Consider the following 15,385-nt stretch of genomic DNA (forward strand, 5'->3'; position numbering starts at 1 on the left):
GGGCCATGTCCGAACCCTGCGGTTGGGAAATCGTCAAGTGCGGGTGCGGCTCCTGCTGGGACGCCTACACGCCCGAGGTCCGGGAGACCGCATCCGCGCTCGCCATCGGATTCATGTGGATGGCGACGGCTCGACGCTATGGGCAGTGTGACGTGGTCGTGCAGCCCTGCGTGAGGCCGGCCCTGCTCCGGGAGTACCAGACCTATCCGGTTGACCATCCTGACTACGGGGCGGCCTACATCCACCAGGGCCAGTGGTACAACGGCTGCACCGGGCAGGATGATGATGCCGGCTGCTGCTCCGGATGCGAACTGGATCTGGAGGGACCTACCAGTACCGCCGGGATCACCGAGGTCACGATAGGTGGCGTAGTTCTCCCGGCGGCTTCCTACCAGGTGATGAACGGTCACATCCTCGTCCGAACCGATGGGGTGTGCTGGCCCACCTGCACCAACTACTCGACCCAGGACCCGCCGTCCCTTCAGGTCGAGTACAAGAAGGGGGTAGCGATTCCCGCCCATGTCCAGAAGGCGACGGAGCGCCTCGCCTGCGAGTGGGCGAAAGCCTGTGTCGGGAGTGGTGCGTGCGCGCTCCCTCGCCGGCTCCGGTCGCTGAGTCGACAGGGTGTCGAGGCCGTAGTGGAGGAGCTGTCCACGGAGCCGGGGCAGGCCCGGACAGGGATCCCCGAAGTTGACATGATCATTGCCATGGAGAATCCCCGTAGCCGACCCATGGCATCGATCATATGGAGCCCCGACGCGGTACCCCCGAGGGTCCTGTCATGACCACGACTGATCCGCTGATCGCCCCGGTTGCCGCGGACCTCGTCGCCTGTCTCACCATTGAGGCTGAGAAGATCCCCAACCCGCCAGCGGCACCGCGGGTCGTGTGCCTCCGGCCCGGGGACCGAGTCGAACTGTTGATCTCCCAAGTTGATGATGAATGCTGCTCAGGTCTCATGTGGGTGAGGTGGGTCCGTGCCTACCCATCCGGCCAGAACACGTTCCCAGCCTCCGATGACCAGGCAACACCATGCGGTGTGACCCGGTGGGCACTCCAGTTCGAGCTGGGGGCCGTACGGTGCGCCCCGACGGCGGAGCCCGAGGCCCTTCCCACCTGCGATGAATGGACGGACACGACACTCGGGATCTACGACGATGGGGCCGCGATCCGGCGCGCCGTGTGCTGCTACGCGGCCAGCCACGAGTACGACGCGCTAGTCCTCCAGGAGGAGGGGCGGCCGCTGACCACCGAGGGCGGTTGTGTCGGTGTCGCCTACCTAGTCACCATCAGCGGTTCAGCCTGCGACTGCCAAGGGAGCTCGACACTATGACCACGAAACCGCGCCGTCCGCCAACGTCCGGTGCCGGCCGGACCGTACCGCCATCCCCACCACCGGTGCCGACATCGGTGCCGGTGTCCTCGTCGTTCCCGGCTGGCGATCGGCTGGAGATCCTCAGGGAGTGCGTCGGGCCGGACGGGCTCCTACCGGTGGTCGTGATGGTGTCTCACGACGCGGTATTCGCTGGTCAGCACCTACGGATCCCGATCACGGATCGGATCGCCGGTCTGATTGAGATCGGGTTCCTGGAGGTTGAGTTCCCGGACGTCGAACCACAATGATCACTATTCGGGTGAAGAAGATCAAGGGGACCGTGGACCGGCCCGGTGCCATGGCAACCGCCGCCGGATTCGGACTCATCTTGGTCACGGACATGTGTAGGCAGATCGTGAACCAGGCGACGGTTGATGCCCCCGTCCGCACCGGGTTCCTCCGTGGCCAGCACGGGATGGGCGTAGCGACCCTGAAGACGAGAGTGAATGGGGTCGTCACCAACCGGGCGAAGTACGCGGCAGCCGTCCATGACGGAGCGACCACCCCTCCACACAAGATCCGAGCTAGGAAGAAGAAGGCGCTGATGTTCACGATGGGCGGGAAAACCGTCATCGTGAGATCAGTGAACCATCCCGGATCGAAGATTCCCGCTAATCCGTGGCTGGCCAATGCCGCTGACCGTGTCGCTACGCGGAACGGATTTCGGTTCACACGTACGGTAGTCTCCGAATAGATCAGGAGGGGGCCTACGTGGCCTCCGATAATAGGGTCTGAGTAGAGGGAACGATGGATAGCGAAATGGACATCCTCCGGGACGCGCTACGGGAGAAGGGCGTCGATCCCGACGCGTTACTGTCCGGGGCAGCCCAGAGCACCGAAACCCCTGCCACACCCACCACGCACGCAGAGGTGGAAGCCGCAACCCCTGCCACCGGGGACGAGCAGGAGGCCCTAGCTAACGCTTTCGTGTCGTTCATGGGCCGTGAGGTCGAGGTCCGCATGATGACCACAGACCAAGTCCTCGGTATGCAGCAGCTGATGGAGATGTTCAACACGGCTACGGCTGGTGGTGCCAGCACGATCAGTGGGGAACGGGCTCTCCGCCTCACGAACATGGCCTTCGCCGCGGTGCTGACCATCCTGGTCAATCCAGACGATAGAGAGAGACTCGTCGAAGACATGATCAAGGGGAGTGTTGCTCTGTCCGACACGATCCCACTGATCAGTGCGGCCATGGACGCACTCCGCGTGGCGAACCAGCAGCAGGGGAACCGCGCCGAGCGCCGCGCTCAGCGCCGATCCTCTGGCGCGGCAGTCGTAGCCGGTGGCGCGGCATTGGATATCGAGGCCGAGTAGAGCACCGTGAAGGGCAACGGAGTCGCAGCACTCAAGATCTGGCCAGTCACTGTGACTCTGCAGGGGATGACCTGCCGCATCGCTCCGCTTCCCGCGATTCGGTGGGTCATCCCCATTGTCGATGGGGACCTGTTTGGTGTGGTCCCGGGACTTCTTGATGCAGATAGCACGGAGGCAGTGAGTTCCGGGCTTCTCACTGGGACGATCAGCCATCAGGATTGCCTCACCGCGGCCCGGAGTGCTATCGGGGTGGCGTCGGGTGTTCCGTGGTGGGCGGCGGTTCGACTTGTCCAGTCCGCGATAGGTGTGCCGGATGTCATTGGCGAAATGGCTATCAGTGGTGTTGACGCTACCACGGTGAGTCTTGGTGGATTCGTTTTCGCAGCGTACCGGATATTCACGCGGGATGCCGACAAGAAGCAACGCGCTAAGATCGATAGAGAGGTCATGGCGCCACCACCGGGGCTAAGCATCGCGGAGCGCCAGGCCGCACAGGGCGACAAGGGCTCGGGATTCGAGGCGATGATGCGTCAGCGTGGCGCTACGGGATGATCCCGGAGTGGCCTACCGGTAGCCTCCATGGCCCGTTTGATCCAACGGTAGGCCGTGGGGTTTCTGGCGATATGCCACATATCCGCTATGGCTTGTGATCCGCCGCCACGTCGGCCGGTAGCGACGGCCCAGTCATAGACGTCAAGGACCTCATCCCAGTGGGCCGGTGGCCATGACCGGCACCCCACCGGTTTCGGAGTCGCCCGAGCATGCCATAGCACATCGTTCGGATGGGTTCCCGTCGCGACCGCGACGTGCCGTATCTGGAGGAGTGGTAGCCGGGCTAGGCCGGCCGCGCTGATCCTCCCCGTCGGGTGCCGGGCGACCACGGTTAGCTCGGTGATCCTCGCCGGTTCGGTGCTGGTGTCAGTTCGGACGCGGACGAGGAGTGGGGACCCGGGATCGTCGATGGTGACCATGCCACTGGTGTCACGACTGATCTGTGCCGCGCCGAGGTCGACCAGGGGAGTTGTCATATCCACGGGATGACAATACCTAGATCTTTCCTCGTGGCCGCGCACCAGAACATGATCAGGCTATGGCGAAATCTGGGCAGGCATCGGTTGAGGTCGTCGCGGACTTCGCCCGCTTCGCGGCGTCCTTCCAGAAGGATCTGAACGCGGCCCTTCGCGGTGTCACGGTCAACATGGACCAGATCTCAAACCAGATCTCAGCGGGGGTCCGGAGCGGGGTCAGCGCCGCGAACCGCGAGTTCCAGCGGCTTGGCCCGTCGGCCGGCGCGGCCTTCGATGGCGTCGCACAGGCGTCTAGCCGGGCCGGACAGGCCATGGCAGCTTCATTCGCGTCGGCCGGCCGGCAGATGGCTACCGTCGGCGACCAACTGTCGATGATGATCAGCCTCCCGGTTGCCGCGGCAGGGGCAACGACCATCCGAACCGCTAGTGACTTCGAATCTGCGATGAATCGGGTCAAAGCCGTCACGGAATCGACGGGTCCCGCGTTCACCGGCCTCCGGGACCTAGCCATCGAGCTAGGGGCGAAGACGAAGTTCTCCGCGACCGATGCGGCGTTCGCGATGAACGAGTTGGCCACGGCCGGTTTCGACACCCAGCAGATCATGGGTGCACTTCCCGGTGTCCTGGACATGGCTGCCGCGGGCTCCATCGGCCTCGCGGAAGCCGCCGGAATCGCGTCGAGCGTACTGAATGGATTCGGTCTCGCTGCGACTGACCTCACGGCGGTCAACGACATCCTCACCAGGACGTCTCTGTCAACGGCAACGACCATGAGCACCCTAGGTGAGTCATTCAAGTACGTTGGGCCAACCGCGCGGAGCGCCGGTCTCTCCTTCACCGAGACCGCGGCTGCGGTCGGTATCCTCGGCAACGCGGGCATCAAAGGGACCATGGCTGGCCGGGCGCTCTCCACGTCGATTGCCAGGCTCCTCCGGCCGACGGGTGCCGTCGCCGCGAAACTCACCGAGCTAGGCGTCTCAGTCACAGACTCCGGCGGCAAGATGCGGTCACTCACCGACATCTTCCGCCAGCTGGAGCGGGCGGGTGCTGACACCTCCGACATGATGACGATCTTCGGGTTGGATGCTGGCCCAGACATGCTGGCCCTCCTCAGCCAGGGATCTGGGGCGATCGCGGGTCTTGATGCGGAGCTGAAGAATGCGGGGGGCACCGCACAGCGGGTCGCGAAGACCCAAATGGAGGGCCTCAAAGGGTCGATGGAGGAGCTGAAGTCCGCCGCCGAGAGTTTGATGATCGCGATTGGCGATGCGGGGCTCCTCGCGGTTATGACCCGTATCGTGAAGAAGGTCAAGGACGTCGTCACGAACCTATCGACGACGTCCCCGACGTTCCTCCGCATCGCGTCGGTGGTCGCTCTGGTGGTCGCGTCCATCGGCCCATTCCTTGCGATCACGGGTCGCATGATCGCGATGATTGGTAGCGGGATCATGGTGGTCCGGAAATTTGGGGCCCTCCTCGTCCGCCTAGTCCCATCCCTGGCTGGGATGGGTGGCCCTATCGCCTGGGCCGTCGCCGGAATCATCGCCCTCGCCACCGCGTTGACCATTGCCTACCAAAGGAGTGCGACGTTCCGTGGTCTCGTTCAGCAGGCCATGGCGGCGGTAGGGGCCGCGTTCACCTGGCTCGGTGGTGTCGCCCAGAAGGCCATGGCCTGGCTATCGGATCGGGCCGTTGCTGCCGGTGGGGCGATCGCCGGGCTATGGCGGCAGGCACAGCCCGTTCTCGCTGCGATCGGCGCGGCGTTCCAACGGGTGTGGCAGAGTGCGATCCGGCCTGCGCTGCAGGGGATCGGCGCTACCCTTCAGCAGGCGGGTGGGGTGATCGCCGGATTCTGGACAGGCACCCTCCAACCGGTGCTCGCACAGATCGTGGGAGTGTTCAGCCGGGTGGCGCTGGCCGTCCGGTCGTGGTGGGCTGGCAACGGCGATACGGTCATGCGGACTGCCGCGAGCGTCATCACGTGGCTTGGTGGTGTCGCAACCACGATCTTCAGTGGTGTCATGGCTGTGCTGTCCGGAGTGGCGCGGGTGATCACGTGGGTGATCGTGCAGGTGGCGATTCCACTATTCCGGATCCTCGTGTCGGCCTGGACGACGATCATTGATGTGGTGATGCGGCTCCAGCCCGTATGGACGATTCTGGGTGCGGTTATCGGAGCGGCGATCTCGATCGTCATTGGTGTGGTCAAGGTTCTATGGTCGGTGCTTAGTGTAGTATTCACGGCGATCATTGCGGTTGTGCGGGTGTTGTGGTCAGTGATCAGCGTGGTGTTCTCCGCGATCGGGACGATCATTCAGGGATTCGTCGGAGTGATCACCTGGCTATGGGGGGTCATTCAGCCTGTAATCATGGCGATCGCGACGGTCATCGCAACGATTGCCGAGGCTCTCATCTGGGTGTGGCAGAACGGGATCGTTCCCGCCGGAAATGGGATCGCCGCTGCCTTCACCTGGCTATGGGGCGCGATCCAGATGGTGGTATCCGCGATTGTGTCTGTGGTCCGAACTATCATCGATGCCTTTGTTTGGGTGTGGGGCGCGATCCGGACGGTGATATCCGCGATTGTGTCTGTGGTCCGGACGATCGCGGATGCTTTTCTCTGGGTATGGCAGAACGGAATTATGCCGGCTGTCAATGGGATCATCGCGATCGTCACCTGGTTTGGAAACGTCTTCGGGCCGATCTTCTCTGCGATCGGCAATCTGCTCATGACGATCTGGAGCGGTGTCATCTCGATCGTCTTTGATCTTTTCAGGCTAGGATTCGAAATCCTAGCGGCCGGGGCACAGGTGCTTTGGGGAATCCTGCAAGCCGTATTCTCCGCGATCGGTGCGGGTATCAGCGTAGTGTGGACTGCCGTGGTCAAGCCTGTCCTTGACGCGTTCGGAGCGGCTTTCACCTGGCTATGGGGAGTCATTCAGCCGGTGGTCTCTGCGATCGGCGCGGTTTTCTCCTGGCTGGGTGGCATCGCTCAGGGGATCATCAACGCCATTGTCGGGGCGTTCCTATGGCTGTGGTCAGGAGTCCAGATGGTGTTTTCGGCGATTGGAGCGGCTTTCTCCTGGCTGGGTGGTATCGCTCAATCTGTTGTCAACGCCATTGTCGGTGCATTCCTGTGGCTGTGGTCGGGCATCCAGATGATCGGTGCCTTGATTGGTGCCATCTTTACCACGATGGGCGCCGTGGTCCAAATGGTCGTTGATGCCATTGTCGCCGGATTCACGTGGCTATGGAATATGGCTGTATCGATCTTCAATGGTATCGTCAACGCGGTGCGGAACGCCGTTGCCGGAGTTGAGCAAGGAGCGGCCGGATTCACGAATTTTGTCAACAACGTCAGTGGCTACTTCCAGTCACTGGTTGATGCTGTCCGTTCTCGGATCAGTTCGATAATCGATACCGTGCGGAATCTGCCCGGCTCGATCCTCAACGCCATCGGGAATCTGGGGAACCTCCTCTACAACGCCGGATCGAATATCATTAGCGGATTGATCAACGGCTTCACGAGTCGGCTCGGGGAACTCCGGTCAACGGTCTCCTCCGCCGCCAAGAGTATCCGAGACTTCTTCCCATTTAGCCCGGCGAAGACCGGTCCCCTGTCCGGGAGTGGTGATCCCACCATCGCCGGAACTAAGATCATCACCATGCTATCGGAAGGCATCAATAGCGCCATCCCCGATCTCCGCGCCATGGCTGACCAGGCCGCTGAACTCGCCCTCTCCACCCTCATCCCCACTCCGCCCACCCTCAGAATGCCCACCATGACACGACCAGAAGCCGAAGCCGGCCAGCCCACAACCACCACCATCAACCTCACCGTCCAATCCCTCGACCCGCGGCAGTCAGCCACTCTCGTCATGGACGCGATCCGCACCTACGAGAGCGCCAACGGAACGAGGTGGAGGCGATGAGCCTCGCCCTCGGCAGTCTCGTCTGCCCCAACCCTGATCTCCATCTCACCGTTGAGATCGCCCTTGCCACCACCTCTACTGACTACGCCATCTGGGACGTGGCCCGCTGGGACACCAGCACCTGGGGGCCCGACGAGATCTGGACAGACGTCTCTGACTACGTCCGGTCCATCAAAACGTCCCGGTCCTTCGCCGACGACTGGATGACATGGAGGACCGGCACGTGCACCGTGGTCCTCAACAACGTTGACGGCCGGTTCTCGCCCTCCAACCTCGCTGGCCCCTACGCCCCCGGCGGGATCACCCAACTGATTCCAGGCCGGCACATCCGGGCCACCCTCACCCACGGTGGAACCACCTATCCCCTCTTCTACGGGCGGATCACCCCCGCATGGATCGAGGGATTCCAGATGTACGGGCCACGCACCGGAGACGCGATCGTCACGATCGACTGCTGCGATCCGTGGCGTGATATCTGCACCCTGCCCGCACTCGCCGCGGTCACACCCGTCGGAGCAGGGGAGAGATTCGGGGCCCGGGTATCCCGGATCCTCATGGCGGCCGGCTACATCGGCAGCACTGATCTCGATGAGGGCATGGTGACCCTCCAGGCAACCGACCTGTCTGCCAAGCCCGAGGAGGAGCTCACGGACACCGTAGCGAGTGAGGGTGGCACCATCCACGTTGACGCGGCAGGGACGCTCATAGGCCGCGGGCGGTACGCCCTCGGTGAGCGGCCCCGGTCGATCACCCCACAGATCACGTGGGGCGACGGCGGGGGAACCGAGGTGCCCGGAACGGAGGTCAGCACCTCACCCTTCACCCTGGACAATCTGATCAACATTGCGGCGTACACCCGCATTGGCGGGACCCAGCAGCTACACCGCGATGAAGCCTCCATCGCCCTTTACGGTCCCTATGCTGACGATTCCAGCTGGGCTGACAAACTCCTCTGCGAGTTTGACTCGGACGTCCTGACTCTGGCGCAGTGGGCGACGGTCCGGACGCCACCTGAGATCTCCGTGGAGACATTGACTGCCAAGCCATTCTGCGTCCCCGGAGTCCTCCACGAAATCCTCGACTCTCAGATGTTGGATCTCCACTCGGTGGTGATCCGGCCGCCATCCGCGTACGCCCACACGATCAGTCGAGAGTGCTTCGTCATGGGCATCAGCTGGGACATTAGTGATGGGGATGTCACCGTCAAGTACACCTACGCTCCCGCGGGGATGTACCGGCCCTATGCCCTGTCCCGGTGGGATGTTGGCTTGTGGGGGGCGGACGAGGATGATCCCAACGGTGCGCGCTGGTTCTTCTGATAGGAAAGGGCGATCCATGAACATACAGACAGTAACTCTTGTGGTGCATCCGATAAACACCACTGAGCATCCCACCTATCCGCCTGGCTACCGGTGGGCGGTCATGGTGGGCACCACCGATCCCACGGCCCTGGAATGTAGCGTCGGCGCCGGACACGCCACCGACCGCCGAGATGCCTTCCTGCTCGGGGAGACCGTCCAGGCGGCGGTTAGCGTCGCCCTCGGACTGTCCGGGATCTGCTATCGCGCGACCACCATCAATCTAGATCATGATCCGATTCCCAGCTCCGCCGACTCCGCCGGAAATCGGATCTTCCGGACGGAGAGGACCCCCTAATGTCGTATGACACCGTTGTTGCTGGGACGATCATTACCGCGACGTGGGGTAACGGAGTCAGAGACAAGGTCACCCACCCGTGGGCATCAGAGTCCGCCCGAAACTCCGGTATCACCGTACCCGTCAACGGGCAACTCTCCACGATCACAGGAAGTACCTACGGTGTAAAGACCACGGCCTACAACTCCTCCGCCCCCGGTGGGGCGGCCTGGCAGACGGCAGTAGAACATCCCATGCACATCGCAATGCGCACGGCCGGGAACGTGCTGACCGGAGCGACGGGAGTCAAAACCGCGTACACCAGCGGATCATTCACTGTTAAGGCCAGCACGCCATACCGCGTCCGGGCGACCATAAAGCTATCTTCCGGGGCGGCGGCAAATCCAGAGTTTTTGTGCAACATCACCCGCGCCTCGGATGGCATCGCGATTTACACCGGGCCCCGGAAACAACAACGCGCTACGGGTGAGGGTGTGACCTATCAGCCCGACTTCATCTTCATCACAGCAGCCGCCGAAACGTCGATCAGTCTCCTTGTCGTGACGAACTGCGTCGGTGGAACCGCCTATGACATGTCAGGTGCCGCAACTATGCCATTTGTTTTCGAGGTGTGGGAATGCCCGTTCCTGGCTAGTGCGATCGTTGCCGCTCCAGCAGTGCCGTGACATGGCTGAGGCCCCCACCGGGAATAGGGTGGGGGCCTCAGCCACCTAGGCGCTACGTGGTGCGACCTAGCCGCGCATCGCGGCGGGCTGCCCAGTCTTCGACCGTCTCCCGGAGCCACCAGTGCCCACGGACACCGTTGGTGCCATCCGGCGCGGGGAAAGGATCGCACGTCGGCTTGCCGCGGGTCATGTAGGCGCGGAGCGTCGATGACTTGATACCGAGATACTCAGCCGCATCAGCGATGGTCAGAATTTCCGCGACGTGATTCACCATCAGTACATTGGCCTCTGCGTGAGGGGCCGGCCGATACCGGCGATCCACATGACATATCCTCCCCTGACTTTCACTTCGATGTACATATCATCGTCAGGTGATCTATTGTTCCGAAGGTATTGGATGGCGTCTCCCCGGAACAATACGATCCCGTCTTCCTGCCGTGTTCTATACCCGTTGCCACTCAGGTCTCCAACGGGATCGGTCAGGAAGTCGATGATACTTTGATCCGTGACATGAAGTTCATACCAACAGTCTTCCGGGTCCCACCGCCGGACAATCAACTCGATGTTGAAAGACAGATCCGCTTCTGCAATGGCGTCATGAATGTCAGCCATCACGGACTGCTTGCTGGCGGTTCCATCGGTGAAGAACGCGGGGTTTGCGTTGTCGCGTAGTTCAATGTGCGCGGGAAGCTGCTCATTGACGAAGTCATAGAGGGCCTTGCCCATGTGGTGAATGGCGCCGGAATCTAGAGCAATGTTGAAGAGATCCTCACTCATCAACATTGCCGCCTGGATGGTCCCTTCCGGTGTTGTGCTCGCGGGATCCACTAGTTCCCAGGTGCCTACCTGCGTCATAGCCATAGTGGCTTCTCCTGTTCGATGATGTCGACACCACTAGCATACAGCGCTAGCGCTGCCGCCGGGGAAAATGGCCAGCCCCGAAGATGGGATTTACCCACACCTGGTGTCATGATCGGATCATGTGGTCATCGAGAACACTCGCCTACGTCGCAGCTAGCGTCGCCATCATCGCCGTGGGAGGGACCTCCCTCGCCAACAGCGGAGACACCTCCGGAGACATCTCCGGGCTATCCCAAATCCGAATCATGCCGCTCGGGGACTCCGTCACCGCCGGAGAAGGCTCCAGTACCGGTGACGGGTACCGGTGGCACCTCGCCCGGTACCTCACCGACGTAGAGCACTGGCCGGCTGAATGGGTCGGGAGCCAGGAATCCGGCCAGCAGCCCAACCGCCACCACGAGGGGCACTCTGGGTGGCGGATCGACCAGCTAACCGGCCAGGTAGCCGGATGGATCCGCACCCAGGACCCGGACGTTGTCCTGGTCCACGCCGGAATCAACGACGCTCTTCAAGGGGCGTCCGGGGAAGTCATGCTCCAGCGCATGGCACTCCTCGTCCAGACCATCGTCGCGACGGACCCGACGGTCGAGATCCTGATCGCCGACCTGGTCCCGGTGCGGTACGGCACCGACCGGGACATAGCCAGCATCTCCATGCAGCGATTCAACCGCGGTCTCCATGACGCCGTCGCGGCCTACGGCCAGGTCACGATCGTGCACTGGTCACGCGCGATCCCGAACCGGCTGCTAGGCGACGGGATTCACCCGACAGACGAGGGGTATCTGCGGGCAGCGTGGGTGTGGTATCGCTGCCTTGGTGCGCTAGTTGGTGATGGGGTGATTCGTGCGGGGGAGGATCCGCTACCGGTGCCCGTCGCGGCCGATGCCCTATGCGAGTAGACACACGTTCGAAGCGGAGGAGAAGTCATGGCTTGGAGAGTGGCCCGATCACTGCTAACCCTGCGGGATCAGATCGACCGGTTGTATCCGGGGCGCTCCCGGGCCAGTGACGGGACGATCGGGGATGAGGCGCACCAGGCCGTACAGTCCGATCACAACCCCGACGGGTGGGGGATCGTGCGGGCCCTCGACGTCACCCATGACCCCGCCGCCGGCTGCGACATCGACCGGCTAACCGATGCTCTGGCCGCAGGGAGGGATGACCGGATCAGCTACGTCATCGCCAACCAACTGATCATGTCCGGTCCCGGTGGCCCGGATCCGTGGGTCTGGCGCACCTACTACGGCGACGACCCCCACACCAACCATCTGCACCTATCCGTGGTCGCGGACTCGCGGGCGGACTCGACATCACCCTGGTCACTACCGGGAATACAAGGAACGGAGATCGATATGGAACAGACTGACCGGCTCATCGCCCAGACTGGGCATGCGCCCCGGACCATCGGCGACCATTTCGGGGACCTTCAGCGTCTCCGGGGCTTCCTCGTTGGCGAGACTGGTGCCTCCGCTGACGTGCCACCGGCCGGCTCCCCGTTGGGTCGGATCCTCGCCGCTGCCAGTCGGCCCCCGGGGCAACTGGCCCTGTCGGACGAAGATCGAGAGATCATCATCCGGGACGTCTCTGAGCGTGTCCTGGCTGGTGTGGAAGACAGGATCCGGGCAGTCCTCGGCTCGCTGGACGGGAAGTAACCCGGACACACCGCGGCCCCCGGCGCACTCGCCGGGGGCCGTGGTGTGGAGGTGTGATTGCCTCTGCGAGGGTCGGTTGGCTACCTGGGTGGCCAGTACCAGATCTCATCCGGCGCGTGATCGCCGGGTTCACCCTGCGGGACGTTGAGTGCGGAGAATCCGCCGGTCCCTGGTCCGGCGTCGAACACCCAGAGGTGTACGTGGGTGGTGGAGTCGAGGGTGGGAATAGCGCCGTCCTCGATCCTGCGCTCATCCGCTGTCACGCTGGTGTCGGTGATGATCGCGGGTCGTGGTGCGGGGTACCGTGATTTCTCCGCACTCCGGTAGTGCACGATCCGCCCGATTGTGGGGATCACGGGTGGCGGCGTGGTCATGGGTGTGGGTGGTGTCGTGTTGATTCCACAGTGCTCCCGTAGGTATTCGATTCGGGCCACCATGGCCGAGCGCATCAGCGCAGCCATGGTGATTCCTAGCTGAGTAGAGGCGGCCTGTAGTTCTTGGTGCAAGGTCGCTGGGATGCTGATCGTGACCCGCATAAGGTCATCGAGTGCGGGGCGACCACGGCGCGGCATCTTTGATTCTTCGCCCATCAGTAGAGTCCATCTCGGAGCATCATGACCATGGCGTCGAAGATCATTGCGTCCTGGCGGAGGGCCCAGGTCATTGCGATGGATCTCCAGTCATAGCCGTCGGCGTTATCGACATTATCTTTGATCCATTGGAGTACCTGTGGATCGCGTGATTGTGGCTTGTCATAAAGCCACGGCACATGGAATAGTTCACCGCCACACACCATCAGAGTGTGCGCATCGAGGATGGCGTTACCGAGATCGTCTTCGCTAGGTTCCTCCACGAGAATGGGGCTACGATCTTCTTCGCAGCAGGTAAAGGGGTTTGGATTTTGCTCCTCCGGATCACGGTTTCGGATCAGAATCGCATTGGGGTAAATGGCTAAGGCCTTGAAGAAGTCCCGAAAGTCATAGGGCGATGGCAGCCGGCCAGCGAGATCCGCCAGGCTTCGCCTTATCCTGTCTTCGGCGATCCTGTCATCGATTAGACGGGAGATGGTAAAACCGCGTTCCGCCGGTGAACGTGGGTCATCTGACTCAGTGTTGTGCAGTAAATCAAGTTGAGTGATCGCATCTTCCATAAGGGAGATGGTGATGGTGATGGTGGGCATGATGCTCCAATGGTCGTGTGTTATGCGGCTAGTGCGTTCTCTCTGATGATACCAGAATTTTCGACATCACAAAATCATCTTCCGGATCCGTGGAGGATATGGACAGGATCGGCGCACGTGTCATCACCCTCCCAGACCATGACGCGCCATTCGCAGGAGTCGTCGTCTGACTGATTCTGGTGTGACGCCGTCCACTCGGCGACGTCTTTAGCCGTTTCCCCTTCGGCTTCGACACGCTCTGGAAACTCTAACGCATACCAGGTCTGCCCATCGTTGCTCTTGAACTCGATCTGCACCTTAAAGATGGTTACCATTGTGCCCCCTTCATCAGGTTCGACGTTTGATCAGGACCGTTCCAGGATTGATTCGATTCCACGGCGGTCAAGTTCCGCCTTGATGTTCCCGATCGCGACGGGTCCACCGGTAATCTCCAGTCCGAGTCGCCCGGACTCGCTGATCGGCATCTCACCGCCAGTCGCGGTACGGCAGATGGACAGGAGGACGTCCCGCGTAGTGGCAACCTCCAGGGTGCACAGGCAGACGTCCGGCTGCCGATACGTCACATCACACGCTAGACGGATAGCCGCCGAGCGCGTCATGCCGGCCTGCGTGGCGTGGGCGTCGATGCGGTTCAACAGATCATGAGGCATCCTCACGGGCACTATCGGTCCGACCGGGGGACGACCCTTGGCCGGTGCCGGTATGACATATCTGTTGTACTCGCCAACGAATGTGCTGCCGGAGGCCTCCCACCACCCGGTGCTGGTAGTGCGGTAGCCGAGTGCCGCGATAGCGACATCGGCCTCTCCGAACTCTGTGACTCCGACGCCGTTGGATTCGGCAAGAGTCGTGCCGTCACTATCTGCCACGATGACGACGGTTCCGTCACCTGTATCAAAGACGGCCCTGTACTCGGTTTCGTTGATGACTTCTGGGGATGATCTGACGTGGTGCATCTTGTCCTCCTAGACTGTCGCGTACCCCGATCCTAGCACTTCTGTATAACGGAAAAGCAGTGATACCACGAACGAGTGAAAGGGAATCTACGATGATCAAAGGTGGACGCTGGACCGCAGGCTTCCTCACCCTCACTGGAGTAGCCCTCGCGGCCGAGGTCTATGCCAGCTGGGATGACGACCCGGGGACAGTCCCCTGGACGGATCTGATCGTCACCTACGTTCCACCGGAGATCACTGCCGTAGCCATCGGCGGACTAGCGGCCTGGCTACCGGTGCACTTCGGGCTCCGGTACTGGCGTGCCAAGCAAGAGAATGGACGTGACCGGCGGACTGGCGACTGATCCGCGGCGGCCCGGCGGCCGGCGGTGGCCGGCGGCCGGCGGTAGTCCGTCCCGCGGCGGCCCGGCGGCCGGCGGTGGCCCGGTGGCGGCCCGGCGGCCCGGTGGTGGCCCGGTGGCGGCCCGACGGCCCGGTGGAGCTCCTGAATCTATCCATCGACTACTCCGAGTGGTTAGATCAGGATGGTGGCCGTTTTTGCAACTGGGCGGCAACCGGTGTGGAATCGGTGGTCAGCGCGTAGGCTGGATGGATCGCATCGACCGGCGACAAGGGCCCTCACTACGTTCCAGGTGAGGGCCCTCCGCAATTCATTGCTCTCGGTGTCGAATGCTTGGATCTTGTATCGCGGCGTGTCCATGGTTCCGACCTCCTATGTTGCGTCTGCGTCGTGTCCAATCATACATGTGGCGCTATAGGCATG

The 15,385-nt window shown here is 62.3% G+C and carries 19 protein-coding genes; 12 read left to right on the forward strand and 7 right to left on the reverse strand.

All coding sequences use genetic code 11. The annotated features are described in order from the left end of the window. The first annotated feature begins 5 nt into the window (after positions 1-5). The 10 genes from AC11W3_RS21775 (at position 6) to AC11W3_RS21820 (ending at position 9,973) form a co-directional block, all read left to right on the forward strand. Positions 6-785, forward strand: coding sequence for a hypothetical protein (locus tag AC11W3_RS21775; RefSeq protein ID WP_484093781.1), 780 nt, complete (start codon positions 6-8; stop codon positions 783-785). A gap of 254 nt (positions 786-1,039) precedes the next feature. After that, on the forward strand, positions 1,040-1,333 hold the full coding sequence (locus tag AC11W3_RS21780) for a hypothetical protein (protein ID WP_484093782.1): 294 nt from the start codon (positions 1,040-1,042) through the stop codon (positions 1,331-1,333). Then, entirely contained in the window at positions 1,330-1,623 is a 294-nt protein-coding gene (locus tag AC11W3_RS21785) for a hypothetical protein (protein ID WP_484093783.1), read from the forward strand. The genes AC11W3_RS21780 and AC11W3_RS21785 overlap by 4 nt, the downstream gene beginning before the upstream one ends. An 11-nt stretch (positions 1,624-1,634) precedes the next feature. Continuing rightward, entirely contained in the window at positions 1,635-2,069 is a 435-nt protein-coding gene (locus AC11W3_RS21790) for a hypothetical protein (RefSeq protein WP_484093784.1), read from the forward strand. A 266-nt stretch (positions 2,070-2,335) separates the two neighbouring features. Then, positions 2,336-2,692 carry a hypothetical protein gene (locus tag AC11W3_RS21795; protein ID WP_484093785.1) on the forward strand — a complete coding sequence of 119 codons (357 nt, stop codon included), beginning with the start codon at positions 2,336-2,338 and terminating at the stop codon, positions 2,690-2,692. Positions 2,693-3,019: 327 nt separating this feature from the next. Then, complete coding sequence (locus tag AC11W3_RS21800) at positions 3,020-3,244, forward strand: hypothetical protein (protein WP_484093786.1); 225 nt, start codon at positions 3,020-3,022, stop codon at positions 3,242-3,244. 538 nt (positions 3,245-3,782) lie between these two features. Further along, positions 3,783-7,652, forward strand: coding sequence for a phage tail tape measure protein (locus tag AC11W3_RS21805; protein WP_484093787.1), 3,870 nt, complete (start codon positions 3,783-3,785; stop codon positions 7,650-7,652). Continuing rightward, positions 7,649-8,971: a hypothetical protein gene (locus AC11W3_RS21810; RefSeq protein ID WP_484093788.1), complete on the forward strand. Its 1,323-nt coding sequence runs from the start codon at positions 7,649-7,651 to the stop codon at positions 8,969-8,971. Before AC11W3_RS21805 ends, AC11W3_RS21810 begins: the two co-directional genes overlap by 4 nt. Positions 8,972-8,987: 16 nt before the next feature. Beyond that, positions 8,988-9,308: a hypothetical protein gene (locus AC11W3_RS21815; RefSeq protein WP_484093789.1), complete on the forward strand. Its 321-nt coding sequence runs from the start codon at positions 8,988-8,990 to the stop codon at positions 9,306-9,308. After that, the gene (locus tag AC11W3_RS21820) at positions 9,308-9,973 is read left to right on the forward strand and encodes a hypothetical protein (RefSeq protein WP_484093790.1); all 666 of its coding nucleotides are present in this window, start codon (positions 9,308-9,310) and stop codon (positions 9,971-9,973) included. The genes AC11W3_RS21815 and AC11W3_RS21820 overlap by 1 nt, the downstream gene beginning before the upstream one ends. Positions 9,974-10,025: 52 nt before the next feature. Here the strand turns inward: AC11W3_RS21820 and AC11W3_RS21825 are convergent, their stop codons facing one another. Further along, on the reverse strand, positions 10,026-10,247 hold the full coding sequence (locus tag AC11W3_RS21825; RefSeq protein WP_484093791.1) for a helix-turn-helix transcriptional regulator: 222 nt from the start codon (positions 10,245-10,247) through the stop codon (positions 10,026-10,028). Next, positions 10,247-10,834: a hypothetical protein gene (locus tag AC11W3_RS21830; protein ID WP_484093792.1), complete on the reverse strand. Its 588-nt coding sequence runs from the start codon at positions 10,832-10,834 to the stop codon at positions 10,247-10,249. Before AC11W3_RS21830 ends, AC11W3_RS21825 begins: the two co-directional genes overlap by 1 nt. Positions 10,835-10,953: 119 nt before the next feature. Between AC11W3_RS21830 and AC11W3_RS21835 the strand changes: the two genes are divergently transcribed. Both AC11W3_RS21835 and AC11W3_RS21840 read left to right on the forward strand, forming a co-directional pair. Beyond that, positions 10,954-11,733, forward strand: coding sequence for a GDSL-type esterase/lipase family protein (locus AC11W3_RS21835; RefSeq protein WP_484093793.1), 780 nt, complete (start codon positions 10,954-10,956; stop codon positions 11,731-11,733). 27 nt (positions 11,734-11,760) lie between these two features. Further along, entirely contained in the window at positions 11,761-12,486 is a 726-nt protein-coding gene (locus AC11W3_RS21840; RefSeq protein WP_484093794.1) for a hypothetical protein, read from the forward strand. A gap of 80 nt (positions 12,487-12,566) precedes the next feature. Here AC11W3_RS21840 and AC11W3_RS21845 read toward each other — a convergent pair whose 3' ends face one another. The 5 genes from AC11W3_RS21845 to AC11W3_RS21865 all read right to left on the reverse strand — a co-directional run bounded on the left by AC11W3_RS21845 (position 12,567) and on the right by AC11W3_RS21865 (position 15,120). Then, a complete protein-coding gene (locus AC11W3_RS21845) occupies positions 12,567-12,992 on the reverse strand; it encodes a hypothetical protein (protein ID WP_484093795.1) in 426 nt (141 codons plus the stop codon). A gap of 83 nt (positions 12,993-13,075) precedes the next feature. Further along, positions 13,076-13,666, reverse strand: coding sequence for a hypothetical protein (locus AC11W3_RS21850; protein ID WP_484093796.1), 591 nt, complete (start codon positions 13,664-13,666; stop codon positions 13,076-13,078). Between the two features lie 74 nt (positions 13,667-13,740). Further along, positions 13,741-13,980 (reverse strand): hypothetical protein, encoded by a 240-nt coding sequence (locus AC11W3_RS21855; RefSeq protein ID WP_484093797.1) that lies wholly within the window; start codon positions 13,978-13,980, stop codon positions 13,741-13,743. 30 nt (positions 13,981-14,010) lie between these two features. Then, on the reverse strand, positions 14,011-14,622 hold the full coding sequence (locus AC11W3_RS21860; protein ID WP_484093798.1) for a ribbon-helix-helix domain-containing protein: 612 nt from the start codon (positions 14,620-14,622) through the stop codon (positions 14,011-14,013). Positions 14,623-14,856: 234 nt separating this feature from the next. Further along, on the reverse strand, positions 14,857-15,120 hold the full coding sequence (locus tag AC11W3_RS21865) for a hypothetical protein (RefSeq protein ID WP_484093799.1): 264 nt from the start codon (positions 15,118-15,120) through the stop codon (positions 14,857-14,859). Positions 15,121-15,385 lie beyond the last annotated feature (265 nt).

The organism is Geomonas sp., assembly GCF_056994735.1.

Bases quoted from the DNA above. Each gene is read 5' to 3' on its own strand.
- AC11W3_RS21835 (WP_484093793.1), top strand. From the start codon at position 10,954: ATGTGGTCATCGAGAACACTCGCCTACGTCGCAGCTAGCGTCGCCATC.
- AC11W3_RS21810 (WP_484093788.1), top strand. From the start codon at position 7,649: ATGAGCCTCGCCCTCGGCAGTCTCGTCTGCCCCAACCCTGATCTCCAT.
- AC11W3_RS21795 (WP_484093785.1), top strand. From the start codon at position 2,336: ATGATGACCACAGACCAAGTCCTCGGTATGCAGCAGCTGATGGAGATG.
- AC11W3_RS21855 (WP_484093797.1), bottom strand. From the start codon at position 13,980: ATGGTAACCATCTTTAAGGTGCAGATCGAGTTCAAGAGCAACGATGGG.
- AC11W3_RS21850 (WP_484093796.1), bottom strand. From the start codon at position 13,666: ATGCCCACCATCACCATCACCATCTCCCTTATGGAAGATGCGATCACT.
- AC11W3_RS21830 (WP_484093792.1), bottom strand. From the start codon at position 10,834: ATGGCTATGACGCAGGTAGGCACCTGGGAACTAGTGGATCCCGCGAGC.
- AC11W3_RS21825 (WP_484093791.1), bottom strand. From the start codon at position 10,247: ATGGTGAATCACGTCGCGGAAATTCTGACCATCGCTGATGCGGCTGAG.
- AC11W3_RS21820 (WP_484093790.1), top strand. From the start codon at position 9,308: ATGTCGTATGACACCGTTGTTGCTGGGACGATCATTACCGCGACGTGG.
- AC11W3_RS21860 (WP_484093798.1), bottom strand. From the start codon at position 14,622: ATGCACCACGTCAGATCATCCCCAGAAGTCATCAACGAAACCGAGTAC.
- AC11W3_RS21775 (WP_484093781.1), top strand. From the start codon at position 6: ATGTCCGAACCCTGCGGTTGGGAAATCGTCAAGTGCGGGTGCGGCTCC.
- AC11W3_RS21785 (WP_484093783.1), top strand. From the start codon at position 1,330: ATGACCACGAAACCGCGCCGTCCGCCAACGTCCGGTGCCGGCCGGACC.
- AC11W3_RS21815 (WP_484093789.1), top strand. From the start codon at position 8,988: ATGAACATACAGACAGTAACTCTTGTGGTGCATCCGATAAACACCACT.
- AC11W3_RS21800 (WP_484093786.1), top strand. From the start codon at position 3,020: ATGGCTATCAGTGGTGTTGACGCTACCACGGTGAGTCTTGGTGGATTC.
- AC11W3_RS21805 (WP_484093787.1), top strand. From the start codon at position 3,783: ATGGCGAAATCTGGGCAGGCATCGGTTGAGGTCGTCGCGGACTTCGCC.
- AC11W3_RS21840 (WP_484093794.1), top strand. From the start codon at position 11,761: ATGGCTTGGAGAGTGGCCCGATCACTGCTAACCCTGCGGGATCAGATC.
- AC11W3_RS21865 (WP_484093799.1), bottom strand. From the start codon at position 15,120: ATGGATAGATTCAGGAGCTCCACCGGGCCGTCGGGCCGCCACCGGGCC.